This is a genomic window from Streptomyces sp. NBC_00080 (assembly GCF_045041255.1).
GTDB classification, from domain to species: domain Bacteria; phylum Actinomycetota; class Actinomycetes; order Streptomycetales; family Streptomycetaceae; genus Streptomyces; species Streptomyces coriariae.
Map to the genome: position 1 here is coordinate 3,833,891 of NZ_CP108235.1, position 17,629 is coordinate 3,851,519.

10 protein-coding genes are annotated in these 17,629 nt (G+C 73.1%); 3 read left to right on the top strand and 7 right to left on the bottom strand.

Annotated elements, in window-relative coordinates:
• Window positions 1–18: 18 nt before the first annotated feature.
• Window positions 19–915 (bottom strand): MBL fold metallo-hydrolase, encoded by an 897-nt coding sequence (locus OHU34_RS16850; RefSeq protein WP_142265780.1) that lies wholly within the window; start codon window positions 913–915, stop codon window positions 19–21.
• An 87-nt stretch (window positions 916–1,002) separates the two neighbouring features.
• On the opposite strand from OHU34_RS16850, the gene OHU34_RS16855 reads away from it, so the two are divergent.
• Complete coding sequence (locus tag OHU34_RS16855) at window positions 1,003–1,905, top strand: AraC family transcriptional regulator (RefSeq protein ID WP_405767026.1); 903 nt, start codon at window positions 1,003–1,005, stop codon at window positions 1,903–1,905.
• Here OHU34_RS16855 and OHU34_RS16860 read toward each other — a convergent pair.
• The 5 genes from OHU34_RS16860 to OHU34_RS16880 form a co-directional block, all read right to left on the bottom strand.
• A complete protein-coding gene (locus OHU34_RS16860) occupies window positions 1,902–3,515 on the bottom strand; it encodes a serine/threonine-protein kinase (protein WP_142265778.1) in 1,614 nt (537 codons plus the stop codon). The genes OHU34_RS16855 and OHU34_RS16860 overlap by 4 nt on opposite strands.
• Before the next feature lie 92 nt (window positions 3,516–3,607).
• Window positions 3,608–5,266, bottom strand: coding sequence for a serine/threonine-protein kinase (locus OHU34_RS16865; RefSeq protein WP_142265777.1), 1,659 nt, complete (start codon window positions 5,264–5,266; stop codon window positions 3,608–3,610).
• 72 nt (window positions 5,267–5,338) lie between these two features.
• Window positions 5,339–7,036: a serine/threonine-protein kinase gene (locus OHU34_RS16870; RefSeq protein WP_142265776.1), complete on the bottom strand. Its 1,698-nt coding sequence runs from the start codon at window positions 7,034–7,036 to the stop codon at window positions 5,339–5,341.
• 156 nt (window positions 7,037–7,192) lie between these two features.
• On the bottom strand, window positions 7,193–9,928 hold the full coding sequence (locus tag OHU34_RS16875) for a protein kinase (protein ID WP_405767030.1): 2,736 nt from the start codon (window positions 9,926–9,928) through the stop codon (window positions 7,193–7,195).
• A gap of 176 nt (window positions 9,929–10,104) precedes the next feature.
• On the bottom strand, window positions 10,105–12,288 hold the full coding sequence (locus tag OHU34_RS16880; protein ID WP_142268010.1) for a serine/threonine-protein kinase: 2,184 nt from the start codon (window positions 12,286–12,288) through the stop codon (window positions 10,105–10,107).
• 253 nt (window positions 12,289–12,541) lie between these two features.
• On the opposite strand from OHU34_RS16880, the gene OHU34_RS16885 reads away from it, so the two are divergent.
• Window positions 12,542–13,585, top strand: a complete 1,044-nt coding sequence (locus OHU34_RS16885; RefSeq protein ID WP_142268009.1) for a serine hydrolase — start codon at window positions 12,542–12,544, stop codon at window positions 13,583–13,585.
• Between the two features lie 154 nt (window positions 13,586–13,739).
• On the opposite strand, the gene OHU34_RS16890 is transcribed toward OHU34_RS16885, so the two are convergent.
• Entirely contained in the window at window positions 13,740–15,446 is a 1,707-nt protein-coding gene (locus OHU34_RS16890; RefSeq protein ID WP_142265774.1) for a glycerol-3-phosphate dehydrogenase/oxidase, read from the bottom strand.
• Window positions 15,447–15,813: 367 nt separating this feature from the next.
• On the opposite strand from OHU34_RS16890, the gene OHU34_RS16895 reads away from it, so the two are divergent.
• Window positions 15,814–17,022 carry a nucleotide sugar dehydrogenase gene (locus OHU34_RS16895; RefSeq protein ID WP_230194884.1) on the top strand — a complete coding sequence of 403 codons (1,209 nt, stop codon included), beginning with the start codon at window positions 15,814–15,816 and terminating at the stop codon, window positions 17,020–17,022.
• The last annotated feature ends 607 nt before the right edge of the window (window positions 17,023–17,629 follow it).

A 17,629-nucleotide genomic window follows, 5' to 3' on the forward strand; every position in this document is an offset into this window, starting at 1 on the left:
CCACGATCTCCGGCGCCCTCACCTGCCCACGGCGAACCGTCCCGTTTCCAGCCGCCGCACCTCCACCGCACCCGGCCCGGCGAAGTGCGCGGGTATCACCAACTCCCCCTCCTCTGAGGCGCGTTCGAGGATCCGGGCACGCTGAGCAGCCGCGAGTGCGGGATCGAGGCAGAAGCAGCTGCTGCACTCGGGCCGCAGCACCTGCACCGGGTTGTGCAGCAGGTCCCCGACGAACACGGCCCGTTCGCCGCGCGAGGCGACCCGCAGGACGGCCGAGCCCGGGGTGTGGCCGGGGGTCGACTCCAGGGTGAGGTGCTCGTCGACGCGGTGCTCCCCGTCCCAGAGCACCGCCTGCCCGGCCCGGTGCACGGGAGCGACGCTGTCCTCGTAGACCAGGCGGTCGTCCTCCCGCACGCCGCCGCCGTAGCCGCCCGCGGGACCGAAGTAGGCGTCGTCGGCGGCCGGGAGGAGGTAGGAGGCGCGAGGGAAGGTGGGCACCCACTCCCCCTCGACGTCGAGGGTGTTCCAGCCGACGTGGTCCGCGTGGATATGGGTGTTGACCACGACGTCGACGTCCTGCGGGCGCACGCCGGCCCGCTCCAGCCGCCCCGGCAGGTCTCCCTGCCGCCGGTGGAAGTGCGGGAAGCCGGGCCGCTCCCGCCCGTTGCCGACGCCGGTGTCGACGAGAACCGTCCGGCCGGCACTGCGCACGACCCAGGTCTGCAGCGCCAGCATCACCCGGTCGCTGTCGGGGTCCCAGTGGTCCGGGGCGAGCAGCTCCCGGTGCTCCTTCCACACCTCGGGACCGCAGCCGGGGACGAGGTCGCGAGCGGGTACGAAGAGGGACTGCCACTCCACCACCCGGAGGATCTCGACGTCCCCGACCGTGAAGCTCTGCACGTGTTCGTCAGTCATGTCGGCGAGCCTAGGGAGGCACCCCTGAGCGTTTCGATGCCCGAACCGCTCAACCGGATACGCGTCCGCCTCACCTACGCTTCCCTCATGGACGTGGTGAGCGACGCGATCTCCTCGGTACGCACCGGACGGCCGCACTCCGACCGGCTGGGGGTGAGCGGGAGTTGGTGCACCCGGATCGCCTCCTACGAGGGGGCCGGGTTCCACGTCGTCCTGGCGGGGAGCTGCTGGCTGCTGCCGGAGGGCGGTACGGGGATCCCCCTCGGCCCGGGGGACGTCGTGCTGCTGCCGCACGGTGCGGGGCACGTGCTGGCCGACGGGCCGGTGGACGCGGCGACGGCGGCACGTGCGGTGCCGTTCGAAGAGGTCCGGCCGCGTCACACGGCGGGTGACGTGGAGCTGTTGTGCGGCAAGTACCGGCTGGACCGCAGCCGTACGCACCCGCTCCTTGCGGAGTTGCCCCAGGTGGTGCACCTGGCGAACCGGGTCGGCCGGCCGTCCGAACTCCGTGGCGCGGTCGACCTGCTGGCCCATGAGCTCGACGGCCGCCGGCCGGGGTCCTCCCTGGCTCTGCCCAGCCTGCTCGACCTGCTGCTCGTCTACATGGTCCGGGCGTGGCTGGCGCGGGCCGCGACGGGCACCTGGCCGGCCGTCCTCGGCGACCCGGTGGCCACGGCCGCGCTGCGCGCGCTGCACGCGGACCCGGCCGCGCCCTGGACCAACGACAGTCTCGCGGCGCGGGCGGGGGTCTCCCGGGCGACGCTGGCGCGCCGCTTCACCGCGCTGGTCGGCCGTCCGCCGATGGCGTACCTCACGTGGTGGCGGCTGACACTCGCCGCGGCACGGCTGCGCGACACGGACGCGCCGCTGGCGGCGGTGGCCCGGGAGACGGGGTACGGCAGCCCGTACGCCCTCTCCCACGCCTTCAGCCGGGAGTTCGGGACGACCCCGGGACGGTACCGGGCCACCACCGGCCAGGGACCGGCCTAGAGCTTGTCGATCTTCAGGTTGGCGATCGCGGTGTCGGCCACCTCGCGGCCGCGCCGGGTGAAGTCGCCCTTGCCCGGGTAGCCGATCATCAGTTTGTACATGTCACCGCCGGTGGACTTGTAGTACAGGATCCTGAGCTCGCGCGGGGCCGGTTCCTGACTGTCGGTGGTGGTGTAGACGACCGTGTTCCCGGCGGCCTTGCGGTCGTGGAAGGTCAGGTTGTCGTCGGTCGAGGTCTTCGGCCCTTCCGGCATGTCGAGCTGGTAGCTGCCGGACTCCTTGAAGTCACCGTCGTCGGCGTACATCTCGGCGGCCGCGGAGGCCTTGATCTCGTGGCCGGTGTCCTCGGCCTTGCGGTCCACCGACAGCACCACCGAGATGGCACCGCTCGGGTCGGTGTAGCTGACCCAGTGTTCGTCGTCGGCGGCGTTCTTACCGGGCTCACCGCGTACGTAGGTGTCGGGCACCGCCAGCGTCGCGGTGACCGGCTTCTCGGGCTTCGTCGTCCAGCCGTCCGGCAGCGGCCCCGCGAACGGGTCGGCGAGCACCAGGTACGCCGCCACCGCCGCCGCGACGACCGCCGCGCCGAGCCCGGTCCACACCGCGCGGCCGAACCGGCGCCTGGCACGCGGGACTTCCACCTGCTGCACGACCTGGGTGAGCTGAGGCGCGGGCGGGTTCGCGGCAGCCTCCAGCAGGGCCCGCACCCGTGCGGCGGCCGGGCGGCGCGCCGGGTCCTTCTCCAGCAGACCGTTGACGGCCTCGGCGAGCGGGCCCTGGGCGGCGGCGGGCGGCGCGGGCACCGCGTTGAGGACGGACTGGAGCGTGGCCGGGGTGTTGCTGCGCCGGAACGGCGAGACGCCTTCCGTCGCCGCGTACAGCACCACGCCCAGGGACCACAGGTCGCAGGCCGGACCGGGGCGCTGGCCCAGCACCCGCTCGGGGGCGATGTACTCGGGCGAACCGACGAAGCCGCCGGTGTCGGTCAGGTTGGTCTCGCCCTCGATCTGGGCGATGCCGAAGTCCGTGAGCACGATCCGGTCGTGGCGGCCGAGGAGGATGTTGTCCGGCTTCACGTCCCGGTGCAGGATGCCCGCCGCGTGCGCGGCCTCCAGCGCGCCGAGCACCTCCAGGCCGACCCTGGCCGCCTCGCGCGCCCCGAGCGTGCCCTCCTGGAGGGCGTCGCCGAGCGAGCGCCCGTGGACCAGCTCCATCACGATCCACGGCCGGCCGTCGACGACCGCCACGTCGTGCACGTTCACCACGGCCGGATGGTCCAGCCGGGCCGCGGCCCGCGCCTCGCGGCGCATCCGCTCGAACGCGTTGGCCTGTTCACGTTCGGGAAGGTGGTCCGGTACGCGGGGTTCCTTGACGGCGACCTCGCGGTCCACCGTCTCGTCCTTGGCACGCCACACCGTGCCCATGCCGCCGTGCCCGAGCTTGGCGAGCAGCCGGTAGCGTCCCGCGATGAGCCGCCCGACGCCCGGCTCCTGCGGCGGGGCGACCTGGACGGGCACCGCCGCCTGCTGCTGCGGTGCCGGCCTGGGCGGTTGCAGAACAAAACTCGTCGTCTCGTCGGCCTCGTGGCCGGCGCCCCCGTCGAAACTCATGGGTCCATCCATATCGCGCCAGGCAGGCCGGTATCCACCGGCGGCCCCCACCGGTCACAGACCCGTGACGCGCAACGTTCCTTATCTCCCTTTTAGGTCGATACGGTGAACGTGTCGACCGCGACGTCGAAGTACTCGCGCGCCTCCCGCACCTTCCCGACCGGCGCCGACACCCACACGTCGTACAGCAGCCCGCCCTCCTCCCAGCACAGGTCGTACGTGTGCCGGGGCCCCTCCGCCGCGCTGAAGCCGTTCCAGGTGAACTCCCAGAGGGCGGCGGGGTGCCCGCCGTGACCGGTCTCGGTGACCCGGCCGTCGTGATAACCCGGGTTGGTGTCCGAGCCCTTGGCGGCCGCCGACTCCATCACGGCGAGCGGGCCGCCGGGCGGTGCGGCGGCGACCTTGACGCCGAGCCGGAAGACCTGCCCGGGGGACATGTAGAAGACCCGCTCGCCCTGCGGTACGCGGGTGAAGTCCTCCGGCACGGCGAGCGAGAACCCGGCGGGATCCACCGCCACCCGGTAGCCGGAGGGGGCGGTGGGCGTACCGGGACGGTCGTCCGAGGCCGGGGAGGCGGAGCCGCCCGTGGAGGACGCGGCCGGCCGGGAGGGCCGGGAGGACGGGGTGGCGCCGGACGGGGAGCGGGTGGCCGAGGAGGCCCCGGTGGGCGTGGGGCTCGTCGAGCCGCTCGCCGAGGACCCCGGCGCCGAACTCGTGGGCGTGCGCCCGCCGTCGCCGTCGCCGTTCAGCAGCAGCGCCGCCGCCGACACACCCGCCCCCGCCATCGCGGCGACCAGCAGCGCGGCCACGAGCACGCCCCGCGTGGAGCGCTCCCTGGCCGGTGCCTCCCACCGCGGCCGGGGCAGGTCCGCCTGGGTCGGCGTGTACCTCGACGACACCGGCGTCGGCGTACGCCCGGTGTCCAGATAGCCGCGCAGCAGCCGCTCCGCCTCCTCGGCCGTCAGTCGCCGGTCCGGATCGCGTTCCAGCAGCCCCCGGACGACGGGCAGCAGCGGCTCGGCCTGCGCGGGCGTCCGGATCTCGGCGAACACGACGGCGTGCAGGATGCCACCCAACGAGTCGCGGCGGAAGGGGGATTCGCCGCTCAGCGCCGTGCACAGCAGCGCACCCAGCGACCACAGGTCGGCTTCCGCGCCGGTCCGCGCCCCGGACATCCGCTCCGGCGCGGTGTACTCGGGCGAGCCGACGAACGACCCGGTCTCGGTGAGCGTGGTGGCGCCCGCGACCTGCGCGATACCGAAGTCGGTGAGGACGACGCGGTCGCTGTCGCGTTCGAGCAGGACGTTGGCGGGCTTGATGTCCCGGTGCAGGACCCCGGCCGCGTGCGCGGCGCGCAGGGCCCCGAGCAGGGCGATGCCGATCCGGGCCGCCTCGGCGGGCTCGATCGGTCCCCGCGCGGCGATCCGGTCGGCGAGCGAGCCGCCGTCGATCAACTCCATGACGATGTACGGGCGTTCGCCGTCCTCGACGACGTCGTGCACGACGATGATGTGCGGGTGGCTCAGCTGGGCCACCGCCCGGGCCTCGCGCAGTGTCCGGTCGCGGCGGCCACGCGCCTCCTCGTCGGAGAGCGTGTCGTCCCGGGTCAGCTCCTTGACGGCGACACGCCGTCCGAGCAGCTGGTCGGTGGCACCCCACACGACCCCCATGCCTCCGCGCCCGAGTCTCGCGTCCAGCCGGTAACGGCCCGCGATGACCCGTACGGCGTCCCCGCCCCCCTCTGTCCCCATGGGCTCATCATGCCCCACCGGACGTCACGCCTCCGGGGCGCCGTCCGGCCAACTACCGGGACGGGCGGAACTCTACGAAGTCGGCTCCCGCCAGCTCTGCAGTACGGTCTTGAACTGCTTGGCCGCCTCGGTCCAGTCCTCGGCGGGCGAGGACATGTAGATCGCGTACTCGGTGCCGTCGCGGGACACGTACGTCTCCTCGATCGCGCGGCGCGGCCCGGGGAACTCCGTGTCCTTCGCCAGCGCGGTCCAGGTGTACTCCCACTCGGAGCCCTCCCGGTCCCGGTAGACGTTCTTCTCCAGGGTGACCCGGTTGTAGGCGACCAGCCGCTCGAGCTGCTGTTCGAGGTCGATCTGATGCGCGTACGGGTCGCTGAAGTCGGGGGACCTGTCGAGGGCGATACGGATGAAGTGCTCGCCGCCGTCGGGCGTGTAGTCGATCTGCTTGAGGTCGCCGTCGTCCTGGTACACGTCCCGCTCCCAGCCCTTGGGGAGCGAGAGCCCGAAGCCCAGCGGGTCGTTGATCTCCTTCCAGGAGTCGGCGCCCTGCTCGCCGGGGGTACTCGTCCCGGCGGGGGTGCTCGGGCTCGGCGAGGTGGACTCCGACGCGGACCCGCCGGTGCCCTGCCGCCCCTCGTCCCACTTCTGCCACGCCACGGCCGTACCCCCGCCGACCAGCGCGGCGAGGACGACCACGAGCGCCAGCACACGACGACGGCGCCGAGGCGGCTGGGACTGCCGGGTGTCCGGGCCCGGGCCGATGTCCGTCGGTCCCACGGCGGTCGCGGAGGTCGCGGGGTGACCGGGAACGGGCGTCGCCGCCTCCGGCGCCACCGGAACGTACGCGGTGCCGGCCGTCGGGTGGGACAGCGGGTGCGCCCCGGAGTGATCCCCCCCGGCGGTGCGGTCGGGCCCTCCGTACTGCGTCGGCACGTACGCCTGTGCCCCGCTGGGGCGCCGGCCCTCGGCGGCCTCCGCGAGGAGCTGCTCGGTCTCGGCGGTGTCGGGACGGGTGGCCGGGTCCTTGCGCAGCAGGGCGGTGATGACCGGGCCGAGCGGGCCGGCGTACCGGGGGTCGGCGGCCTCCTCCTCGACGACGGCCTGAAGAGTGGTCAGCGGCGAGGTGCGCCGGAACGGCGACCGCCCCTCGACCGCCGTGTACAGCGTCGCGCCCAGCGCCCACAGGTCGGAGGACGGGCCGGGGTCCTGACCGCGCACCCGCTCGGGGGCCAGGTAGTCGACCGAGCCGACCACCTCTCCGGTCCGGGTGATGGTGCTGTCACCCTCGATCTGGGCGATACCGAAGTCGGTGAGGAGGACGCGGCCGTCGTGCGAGAGCAGCACGTTGCCGGGCTTGACGTCACGATGCAGGACGCCGGCGGAGTGCGCGGCGCGCAGGGCCCGCAGCACCCACAGACCGATCCGGGCCGCCTCGGTGGGCTCGACCCGCCCGTCCTCCTTGACGGCGTCGGCCAGCGAGCGGCCCTCGACCAGTTCCATCACGATCCACGGCCGGCCGTCGTGCTCGAGCACGTCGTGCACGGTGACCACGGCGGAGTGGTTGATCCGCGCCGCCGCACGGGCTTCCGCCCTGGTCCGCGCCAGCAGGACGGCCTGGTCGCCCTCCGCGACATAGAGCGCCGCCGTCAACTCCTTGATGGCGACGGCCCGGTGGAGCAGCTCGTCGTGCGCTCGCCACACCCGGCCCATACCGCCGCTCCCGATGGCGTCGGCGAGCCGGTAGCGACCCGCCAGGAGCAGGCCCTGCATCTGATTCACGTTGCCCCGCAATGCTCTTGACAGCGCAAGCCTAAGGACCGGGCACCTTCCGGGGAACCGGCAGGGTGCCAAGGTGACAGCACTGTGACGGTTGTCGCTTCCCCGGCCGGCGGGGAACCGAACGGAACCGTGGGACCGGACGGACGCTCAGCCGGTGTACTGGTAGGTGGCCGACGCCTGCTCGAACAGCCTGGTGACCTCGTCCCGCTCGGCCTCCGGGCCCCTGACCTGCACGACGTGGTACCGCCCCGAGATGAGGATCGCGACATTGCGGACGTACAGCGCCCGCCCGTCGCCACCTGTCCAGGTGAACTGCCCCTCGGCCATGGTCCGAGCGCCCACCGTCGTCGTACGCAGCCCGGAGGCCGTCGCCCAGCTGGAGTCACGGTACGGCTGGAGCTCGCTCTCCTTCTCCCGCTGGTAGATCATCGGGTCGCTGCCGTTCGACGCCGCGCTGTCGCGGCCGGGTACGACGATCAGCTCGAAGCCGCCGTGCGTGTACACGACCTGGCCGCGTCCGTTCTTCGGGGTGCGGTCCCAGCCGTTGGCCACGGCGACCCGGAAACCGGCGTCGTCCGCGCGGACGGTGAACCCGGCGGCGGCCTCCACGCCGGACCCGCCGGTCTGCGTCTGGGTGGCCTCCGCTCCCGAGGACGCGGAGGACGGGGAGGCCCCGGTGCCCGGCGAGGTCTGGTCGGGCCTGGGTTCGCTGCTCGCCTCGGGAGCCTGGCCGCCCGGCGCTCCGGTGGCCCCGGTCCGCTGGGAGCCGTCCGTACCGGCCGCGCCCTCCTCGCCCGCCTTGGGCATGAACATCAGGGCGTACGCGATCGCCCCGGCCAGCAGGAGCAGAATCAGCACCAGCAGGGTGCGGCCCAGGCTGCGGGGCGAACCGCTCGTCTCCGGCCGGCCGCGTTTGTGCCGCGCGTGGGTGGCGGGCAGCCGGGCACGGCGTCTGCGCACCAGTTCACCCCGGCGGCGGACGATCGGCAGCCGGCGCGGATCGGTCGGCGGCGCGGCGACGACGTACGTGCCCGCCTCCGGCTCCGGCGCGGACCGCACCAGCGAACGCAGCCAGCCCCGCAGTTCCTCGAAGCCGAGGCGCTCGGTCGGGTCCTGGCGCAGCAGCGACTCCACGACCGGCCTGAGCGGTCCGCACTCCTCGGCGAAGGCCGGCGGCTCGGCGCACACCATCTGCACCAGCTCGGCCGTCGACTCCTCCGGGTAGGGCGCGTGCCCCTGTACGGCCCGGAAGAGCAGCGCGCCCAGCGCCCACAGGTCGGTCGCGGGACCGATCGGCGCGGCCAGCTGCCAGTTCTCGTGCACCGGCCCGGCCTGCTCGGGCGCCCAGCGTTCGGTGACCGGACCGACCACGGCCATCCGCGCCTGGCGTGCCCGCTCGGCGGCCAACGCGGTGGCGGGCCCGCGCCGGGGCACGCTCCCGGGCGTCCCGGCCACCAACTCGTCCCACCGGGCCCCGCCCCGCACCTCGCCCGACGGCCCCTGGCCCTGGCCCTGTACGGGCACCTGAGTACCGGGGACGGGCGTGAGCGCAGGGTGCGACGCCGGAGGGACGGCATACGGTGCGCCGCCGGCACCGGGACCTGGACCGGCTGCGTGGAGATGAGCGGGCTGTCCCTGGCCCTGGCCGTACCCTGCGGGGCCGGGCACGGGCGCGCCCTCGACGCCGTAGGGGTCGGCGATCTGCCCGGGCGGATTGCCTCCTCGGGCCCCGTGGCCCTCGTCGCCCGGGGTACGGGCGCCGGGCAGGGCCGCACGGCCGTTCTGCTGCGCCTCCTGGGCCTCCTGCACCCGGGCAGCCGCCCGCGCTCCCGCGCGGTACGCGGCGATCGCCCCGGCACGCGCGGCCCGGATGTCCCCGCCGGTCTCCACGGGCGCCCTACGGGCCACGGCCCCGGACGCCCCGCCGCCACCGGACGGCTCACCCGCCGGCACCGGCAACGCGCCGGACGCCCGCGCCTCGATGGCGGCCCGCCGAGCGGCCTCGGGATCGACCGCACCGGTACCGAGCCCAGCCCCACCGGGGCCGACCCCGAGGGAACCGGCGAAACCACCGAAGTCCCCCGAGCCACCGGAACCGGCGGGACCACCCGGGCCGCCGAGAGCGCCCGGTCCGTCCTGTCCCTGTCGGGGCGGAGTCGCGGAAGTCCGGGGCCCGACGACGCTGCCGCCGTGGCCGCCCGCGTCTCCGTTCCCCCGGGCCGCCGCGGCCCGCTCACGCTCCGCCGCGTCCGGCGCCGGCACCGGGTCGTACCCGCACAGCGCCTCTTCCGCCGCGCCGACCGCCAGGCCGGTCAGCATGACCCGCCCGTCGTCGCAGACGAGGACCGTGCGCGCGGTGATGTTCCGGTGCACCCAGCCGTGGGCGTGCAGCACCCGCAGTGCCATGAGCACGTCGGAGGCGACCTCGGCCGCGCGGTACGGCGTCAGGGGCTTCTCGGCGAGCAGTGCCGACAGTGGCCGAGCGGCCACCAGTTCACTCACTATCCACAGCGAGCCGCCCTCGGCGAACACGTCGAAGACCTGGTCGAGCCGCGGATGGTCGGGAATGCTCGCCGTGGCCTGCGCCGCCTCCATGGCACGCCGGACGACGGGGTCGGCGGGCCGTCGCGTCCCCTCGCCCACACCCACGCCCCGTGGCCTCGGCCCCCGTGCCCCGCGTTCGCGCGCCGTGAAGCCCTCGGGCAACCCCTCCGCGTCGAGCACCTCGGCCTCGACGACCTCCGGCAACGGCACCTGGCGAACCAGGACTTCCTGCCCGCTGTAGGTGTCGAAGGCGCGCGTCTCGGTGAGTTCGTACTCGTCGGAGGGCGGCAACGGCAGGCGGTAGCGGTCGACGAGTACTCGACCCGCGTAGTCGTCCACGTTGCCTCCCCCGGCCGCCCGGTCGGTCAATTCCGTTCGCGTTGCGTGCCGTTACAGCCGTATCCGGCCGTATAGCTGGATGCGTACGGTCCGCAAGCACTCACGATACGTGCCGGAGGCAACTCGCAAAGAGGGGATGCCAGATCTCACGCCCGAACGCGGCCACTCGGCGGCCGCTACTTCTTGGGCGTGAACGTCTCCGTCAACGTCGTCCACGTGGTCTGCCGCAGGTCGGTACCCCAGGCGGCGGACTTGGCCGTGTACATCAGCGCGTACCCGAGGCTGTCGTTCACGACGAAGCCGCGGTCGATGGTGCGGTACGCCGTCCCGCCGTCCGTGTAGGTGAACTCCCAGTCGGCCGTGTTCCAGCCGCGGTAGTCCACCGCCTCTATTCGGATCTTCTTGTACTGAGAGCGCGTCATGTAGCGCTCCTGGTTCTTCCAGTCGGCGACGGGATCACCCTTGGGCGTGGTCGTCCAGGCGACGAGCAGCTTCTGTCCGTCGGGCCCGGTGAAACGATCGCCCGCGGAGTCCGAGGACTGGTACTTCCACCCCGTGGGCAGCCCGATCGAGTACCCCTGACCGCCCTTGTACGTCGTCGTCCTGCTGTCCCCGGACGCGGAGACACCGGATCCGGCACCCCCGGACGCGGAGGTTCCGCCGGACGCGGAACCGGAGGACGCGGCGGACTCCGAGGACGACGAGCCGTCCGTACGGGTCCCGTTGTCCTCGTCCTCCTTGGTGTCGGCGCTCGTACTCGTGCTCGCGCTCGCGCTCCCGCCGGCCACCGCCCGGGAACCGCCGCCGCCCTTCGCGCCGCCGGCGGTGTCGTCACCACCGCCGAGGGTGAGGGCCAGCACGGTACCGAGCACCGCGAGCGCCACCACGACGGCGATGATCACCAGCGTCCGCTTGGGCACCACATCGGTCAGCGGTGCCCTGGGCACGGACCGCGGCGGCAGATCCGGCGGCGTCATCACGGGCCACCCGGAACTCCGCCCGGCCCCGCCGCCATTACCCCCGGAACCAGCACCAGCACCAGCACCTGTGCCCGAACCGGAATCGGAACCGGAACGCGCCGCCGGCACGGACGGCGAAGCCTGCGCCGCACCGGACACCGGCCCGGACGCCGGGGCCGGCGCCGACCCCTTCGCGGCCCGGGAGACCGGGGCCGCGGGCGCGGCGGCGGACGGAGCGGCGGCGGTGGCCCCGGTACCCCGGCCCGCGCCACTCCGCTGCGCACCGTCCTGCTGCGTACCGCTCTTCCGCGTCTCGGGCGCCCCCACTGAACCGGAAGCACTCGTGCCGTTCGTCGACTTGGCGCGGGCCGCGGCCGCCGAGGTCGCGGCGCCCGCCGCGACGGCGGCCTTGCGCACGGAGCGGAACGCGCCGCGCAGCTTCTCGCCCGCCTCGGTGCCCGCCGAACTGCCCCTGTCTCCGGCGGCCTCCGGCAGCACCGGCAACGGCACGACCTTCGTCGCGTCCGCCGGCTCGGCGTGCCGCGGCTCGGGCGCGTGCAGCACCGCGTTGAACATCGCCCGCGCACCGGCGTCGTCGAGCCGCCGCGCGGGATCCTTGGTGAGCAGGCCGTAGATGACGTCCTTCAGCGGACCCGCGTTCTTCGGCTCCTCCAACTGCTCGGTCATCACCGCGGTGAGCGTGGCGATCGCCGAACCCTTGTCGTACGGGGGCGAGCCCTCGACCGCCGCGTACAGCAGACCGCCGAGCGACCACAGGTCGGCCGCCGGGCCCGGCTTGTGACCGCGGGCCCGCTCCGGGGAGATGTACGAAGGCGCGCCCACGAGCATGCCGGTGGAGGTGATCGACGGGTCGCCCTCGACCTGCGCGATACCGAAGTCGGTGAGCACGACCCGGCCGTCCTCGGCGATCAGCACGTTCGACGGCTTCACGTCACGGTGCAGGATGCCCTCGCGGTGCGCCGAACGCAGCACGTCGAGAATGGCCAGCCCGACCTCCGCAGCACGCTTCGGCTCCAGCACGCCGTCCTCACGGATGACCTCGGCGAGCGACTTGCCCTCGACGAGTTCCATCACGATCCACGGCCGGTCGTCCTCCTCGACCACGTCGAAGACCGTCACCGCGCTGTTGTTGCGGATCCGCGCGATGGCCTTCGCCTCGCGCAGCGTCCGCGTGATCAGCCGGCGCTTCTCGTCCTCGTCGATGTTCCCCGGGAACCGCAGCTCCTTGACGGCGACCGTGCGTCCGAGGGTCTCGTCCTCGGCGCGCCACACCGTCCCCATGCCGCCGCGGCCGAGTACGTCTCCCAGCCGGTACCGCCCGGCGAGGAGACGTGCGCTCTTGTCCTGACGGGATGCTCCCGCCCGCTCCGCCTCCGACATGCGTCCCCTCATGCAACCCGCCCTGACAGAGCCTCCATTGTCCCTCACCCGACAAGTGCCCGACGCCCAGGGTGCCTCTCATCCCCTCCCGGCCGCACTCAGGAGCGGTGCATTCCGGCCAGAAGGTGCAGCACGCTCCGGCCACGGAGCCCCCACGAGCCCCTTTCGTCGGTCGGGGACCCGATGAAGTGAGGCGCGACCGGCCCTGGATGATGAGCCTGCCGGGAGTGAAGAGAAGAAGGGAGGAGTCATGATGCGACCGCTTCGCAGCATGGTGGCCGTACCCGTGTCGCTCGCGCTCCTCGGCCTGTTCACGACCGGCTCACAGGCGACCCCCGTGCCCGCCACGGACTCCCTCCTGCCGCTGCTCCTCACCCGGGGCAAGGCGCCCGCCGCCGCCCTGCTGGCCCGCGAGGAGAGCGGCACCCGCTACGCGGAGGCGGGCCCGGGCGTCTCCCGGTCCGACCACTTCCGGGCCGGCAGTATCACCAAGACCTTCCTCGCGACCGTCGTGCTCCAACTGGCCGCCGAGCACCGGCTGTCACTGTCCGACACGGTGGAGTCGCACCTGCCGGGCCTGGTGCGCGGGGCGGGCAACGACGGGCGCGCGCTGACCCTGCGTTCCCTGCTCACCCACACCAGTGGCCTGTACGACTTCACCCGGGACACCGAGGGCACCGTCCCCGTACTCCCGCTGCAAGCCGTCCGTATCGCTGTCACCCACCCTCCGGCCGACCGCGGCCGCTTCGCCTACTCCAACACCAACTACGTCCTGCTCGGCCTGGTGGTCGAGCAGGTCACCGGCCGCTCGTACGCCACGGAGGCGGAGCGGCGGATCATCGCTCCCCTGCGCCTGACGGACACCTCCTTCCCAGGCTCCCGCACCTCTCTGCCCTCCCCGCACGGCCGCGCCTACGACCCGGACGGGACCGATGTCACCGAACTCGACCCGCGGGTGGCCGGGGCCGCGGGCGAACTGGTGACCACGCTCACCGACCTGGACCGCTTCTACGCGGCGCTGCTCGGCGGCGAACTGCTGCCCCCGCGCCGGCTGCGCGAGATGCTCGACGCCCGTACCGCACACGGCTCGTACGGCATGGGCCTGTTCCCCGCGAAGCTCCCGTGCGGCGTCACGGTGTGGGGGCACAACGGCCGGATCTCCGGCAGCTACGTGCGCACCGCGGCCACCGTCGACGGTCGGCGTGTCCTCACGTTTCGGGTGAACACGACGGCGATCGCAGACCCCGCCCTCGAACCGGCCCTGCTCGCCGCCGAGTTCTGCCCTCGCAATACGTAGAACGAGCCGGTGCCGAACGGAGATCCCGGATCGCTACACCCGTTCGAGTGAAACGACCATGCGAAAGCCGAACCCGACAGGCCCCGGCCCGACGCGGCCGGGCAGGACCCGGACGAGGACCGGGCGGGACCCGGGCGGGCAGGGAAACGGAACGTCAGAGCTGCACGATGTCCGGTGCTCCCAGGCGTGCCGCGTCCGCCGTCAGGTCGTCGGGCTGGCGCTGGGACTCGCGCTCGGCCTCCACCCGCTTCTCGTAGTGCTGCACCTCGCGCTCGATGTGGTCCTTGTCCCAGCCGAGGACCGGCGCCATCAGCTCGGCGGCCTCTCGGGCGCTGCGCGTGCCGCGGTCGAAGGTCTCGATGGAGATGCGGGTGCGGCGCGTCAGGACGTCGTCCAGGTGCCGCGCTCCCTCGTGCGAGGCGGCGTAGACGATCTCGGCGCGCAGGTAGTCGTCGGCGAACTGGAGCGGCTCGCCCAGCGTCGGGTGGGCGATGATGAGGTCCAGCACCTCCTCCGCCATCGCCCCGAAGCGGTTCAGCAGATGCTCCACCCGCACCACGTGCAGCCCGGTCCGCGCGGCGATCCGCGCCCGCGCGTTCCACAGCGCCCGGTAGCCCTCCGCGCCCATCAGCGGCACGTCCTCCGTGACGCAGTCGGCGACCCGCTGGTCGAGCCCGCGCACCGCCTCGTCGACGGCGTCCTTCGCCATCACCCGGTACGTCGTGTACTTGCCGCCCGCCACGACCACCAGCCCCGGCACCGGATGCGCGACGGTGTGCTCCCGCGACAGCTTGCTGGTGGCGTCGGACTCGCCGGCCAGCAGCGGCCGCAGCCCGGCGTACACGCCCTCGACGTCGTCGCGGGTCAACGGCACCCGCAGGACCGAGTTCACATGCTCCAGCAGATAGTCGATATCCGCGCTGGAGGCGGCCGGGTGGGCCTTGTCGAGGTCCCAGTCGGTGTCGGTGGTGCCGATGATCCAGTGCCGGCCCCACGGGATGACGAACAGCACGGACTTCTCGGTGCGCAGGATCAGACCGGTGGACGAGCTGATCCGGTCCCTCGGAACGACGAGGTGGATGCCCTTGGACGCCCGGACGTGGAACTGCCCGCGCTCCCCCACCATCGCCTGGGTGTCGTCGGTCCACACACCTGTGGCGTTGACGACCTGCCGGGCGCGGATCTCGTACTCCCCGCCGCCCTCGACGTCCTGCACCCGCGCGCCGACGACACGTTCGCCCTCGCGGAGGAAGCCCGTCACCCGCGCGCGGTTGGCCGCCTTGGCCCCGTAGGCCACGGCCGTGCGCACGAGGGTGGCGACGAAGCGGGCGTCGTCCATCTGGGCGTCGTAGTACTGCAACGCGCCGACCAGCGCGTCCTTCTTCAAGGCGGGGGCGACCCGCAGGGCATGACCGCGGGTCAGGTGGCGGTGCGTCGGCAGGCCCCTGCCGTGCCCGCGGGCCATGGACATCGCGTCGTAGAGCGCGACGCCGGAACCGGCGTACAGCCGTTCCCAGCCCTTGTGCTGGAGCGGGTACAGGAAGGGCACGGGCTTCACGAGGTGCGGAGCGAGCCGCTCCAGCAGCAGCCCGCGCTCCTTCAGCGCCTCCCGGACGAGTGCGAAGTCGAGCATCTCCAGATAGCGCAGGCCACCGTGGATCAGCTTGCTCGACCGGCTCGACGTGCCCGACGCCCAGTCGCGCGCCTCGACCAGCCCCGTGGACAGGCCGCGCGTCACGGCGTCCAGGGCGGTGCCCGCGCCGACCACACCGGCTCCCACCACCAGCACGTCCAGCTCCCGCTCGGCCATGGCTGCCAGTGACTCGGCTCGCTGCGCCGGCCCCAGTGTCGCTGTCCTCACCACTGCCTCCCGCTGTAGGTCGCGCCGGCCGCACCCTCAGGGCGAGATCCGGTTCGTATCCCTCATGCCCAAATTCTGACCTTGATGCCCGGCTTCAGCCACCACTCGCCCCCAGCCTGTGGACAACTCTCACGGAACCCGAACCGGCCTTCCGGAGAACACGGCGGAGAGCGCGGCGGACGACACGGCCGGTCATCGCAGGTCGGCACACCGCCCGAGCAGGCCGGTCGACACAACCGGCCAACACAGTCGATCAATCCCGCATAACGGTCATATTTACTCCTAGTCTGACATTGCGCTCGTCCACTCTGTCCACCGGGCTTGCGCACCTGTCCCACCTCGGTTACTGGGAAGGACGGCATACGCCATGCCCGCAGATCTCGCCGTCATCGGACTCGGCCCGTTCGGCCTGCCCTTGGCCCAGGCCGCCGTGGCCGCCGGAATCCCCACCATCGGCTACCGCACCGGCCCCGAGGCCGGCTCTCTCAGCCCCGCCGAACTGCGCCGGATGCTCTCGGGAGGCTTCCGGCCCGCCACCAACCCGGCAGAGCTGGGCCGGGTACGCACCGCCGTCATCTGCGCCCCCACCCCGCGCGACGCGGACGGCGGACTCGACCTGAGCCAGCTGGAGACGGCCGCCCGCACCCTCGCCGGACACCTGCGCCCGCACACCACCGTGATCCTCGAGTCGCCCGTGTACCCCGGGGCCACGGAGGAGTTCCTGCGGCCGCTGCTGGAGGAGACCTCCGGCCTTCGCGCGGGACGCGACTTCCACCTCGCCTACTCCCCCAGCCGGGTCGACCCCGGCAGCCGCGCCTTCAACCCGGCCAACACCCCGAAGGTCATCGGCGGCCTCACCCCCGCCTGCACCGAGTCCGCCGCCGCCTTCTACAGCCGCCTCACCGACAAGGTGGTACGCGCGCGTGGCCTGCGGGAGGCCGAGACCGTGCAGCTCCTGGAGACCAACTTCCGCCACGTCAACATCGCCCTCGTCAACGAGATGGCCGTCCTCTGCCACGACCTGGGCGTCGACCTGTGGGATGTCGTCCGCTGCGCGGAGACCAAGCCCTTCGGCTTCGAGACCTTCCGCCCCGGCCCCGGCGTGGGCGGCCACTCCGTCCCCCTGGACCGCACCGGCCACCCCGGCAGCCCGCTGCGCATGGTCGAACTCGCCCAACAGGTCAACAGCCGCATGCCCCGCTACGTCGTCCAGCGCGCCGCCGCCCTCCTCAACGAGCACGGCAAGTCGGCCCGGGGCGCACGCGTGCTGCTGCTCGGCGTCACCTACAAGCCGGACCTCGCCGACCAGCAGAACACCCCCGCGCGCGAGGTCGCGATCCGCCTGATGGAGCTCGGCGCCGCCGTCAGCTACAACGATCCGCACGTCCCGTCCTGGAGCGTCCTGGACCGCCCCGTGCCGCGCGCCGACTCCCTCTACGAGGCCGCCGCCGACGCCGACCTGACGATCCTCCTCCAGCAGCACCGGACGTACGACCTCCAGGGCCTGTCGGTGAAGGCGCAGCTGCTGCTGGACACGCGGGGAGCCACCCCTACGGGGGCGGCGCACCGGTTGTGAAACGGAGCGCGCACGGCCGTCCCGGGCTCCGGGGGCTGGTGGCGTACGGCACGGCCCGCCGGTAACGTACGAAACAGGTGGAGCCCACCGCAGTGGCCACTGGGGCAGGCTCCAGGATGGATCACGGAGTGTCCGCCCCTAGTGTGCTCGGGGGCGGCCGCTCACCATCCGAAAACAGGTGGAGCCCACCGCAGCCGATACTGCGGCAGGCTCCAGGATGGATCACGGAGTGTCCGCCCCTAGTGTGCTTGGGGGCGGCCGCTCACCATCCGAAAAGACGCAAGATCCACCTCCTCCGGCACTGCACCGTCCGAAGACGGAGTCGGTCCCAGCGGTGGGCTTGCGGTGACGTCCCATGGGCGCCCCCTTCCACGACGCCGCCCATGACCCGGTGGACGACACGTTCAGGAACTCGGGCCGGGCCCCGAGGGCCGGGGTCCGGAGCGATGTCCTTGGAAGGGGGCACCCCACACATCTGGGGCGCCGACCCGGACGCTGTCGCCCGCGACCCCCCTGACCAGACCGGTTCCGTCCCGAACGCAACCGCGCGCCCCTGTCCCGACCCGCCCCGGTTCACGCGGGCAGGGGAAAGGGCATGCGAAAGGGG